The organism is Verrucomicrobiia bacterium, assembly GCA_035629175.1.
Classification (GTDB): domain Bacteria; phylum Verrucomicrobiota; class Verrucomicrobiia; order Limisphaerales; family DASXHY01; genus DASXHY01.
Window position 1 is genome coordinate 1 of the sequence record DASPIL010000034.1, and the last position, 1079, is coordinate 1079.

General features: G+C 57.2%; 2 protein-coding genes. Both read left to right on the forward strand.

What is annotated here, in order from left to right; genetic code table 11:
* The first annotated feature begins 84 nt into the window (after window positions 1-84).
* Complete coding sequence (locus VEH04_05545) at window positions 85-462, forward strand: hypothetical protein (GenBank protein ID HYG22229.1); 378 nt, start codon at window positions 85-87, stop codon at window positions 460-462.
* A complete protein-coding gene (locus tag VEH04_05550) occupies window positions 459-1073 on the forward strand; it encodes a zeta toxin family protein (GenBank protein HYG22230.1) in 615 nt (204 codons plus the stop codon). Before VEH04_05545 ends, VEH04_05550 begins: the two co-directional genes overlap by 4 nt.
* Window positions 1074-1079: the final 6 nt, after the last annotated feature.

The window sequence follows — 1079 nt, forward strand, 5'->3', positions numbered from 1 at the left end:
TGGCGGGCGGGCCGGAGACGGCGACCATCTTCAAGGGACTGTTGGTCTTTTGACAGGTCGGTAGCGTTTTGCTACCGTTTACCTATGAGTCAACCAGTCAAAGTTTCTGACGCCCTGGTTCTCGACGCCCGTCTCGCAGGCGAGGTCGCGGAACGGTCCATTGCTGGACAGATTGAATTCTGGGCCAGGTTGGGCCGCGCGATCGAACCGCTTTTGCGGGGCGACAAGGCATTGGCTTTACGCCGCTCCGGGGATGTCAAATCACTTTCGGAATGCCTGCGTTCCGTGGATTCGCCCGAAGGTCGGCAGCGTGTCGCCGAACACCTCAAGACGCGCCCGTATCCTCATTACGAGCCTGCGGATTCGCCTGGTTTGTTGGTTAAAATCGAGTCGAACGGCAAACGCACCGTCGGACGCTTTGTTAATCGCGAATTTCAGGCCGTCAAAAAAGCCAAACGATGAGGCGCGGCGGCAGTTCCGCAGAAAGTGCGGTTTCCTGGATCGAGTATCTCGATCGCCGCCCCATCGTGGTTGCGATCGCCGGCCCAAATGGCGCGGGAAAATCCACCTTCTTCGAGTCACATCTCAAATCAGCGGGTCTGCGTTTTCTCAATGCCGACGCGGTCGCGCGGGAATTGGAGGTGGATGCTTACGAAGCGGCCCGGATGATTGCGGCGCTACGGATCGAGCTGCTGAACCAGCGTGAGAGCTTCATATTTGAGACGGTGTTTTCGGATCCCGTGGGCGACAAGCTGAATTTTTTAAAACAAGCGGGGCAATCGGGCTATGCCGTCGTCCTCTGTTTTGTGGGAATTTCCAGCGCAGAAACTTCGGATCAACGCGTGGCGATGCGAGTCTTCCAAGGCGGGCATGACGTGCCGCCGGAGAAGTTGGTTCAGCGCTTCCCGCGCACGCTCGCGAATCTCGCTGCAGCCGTTCGCGAACTGCCTTGTGTCGTGGTGTTTGACAACGAGGACTTGAAAGCGCCGTTCCGTCATGTGACTACCTGCGGAAATGGTCAAACTCTGCAGTTGAACGAACCAGTTCCCTCCTGGTTCAAACGTCTTCTGTAAGTCTTG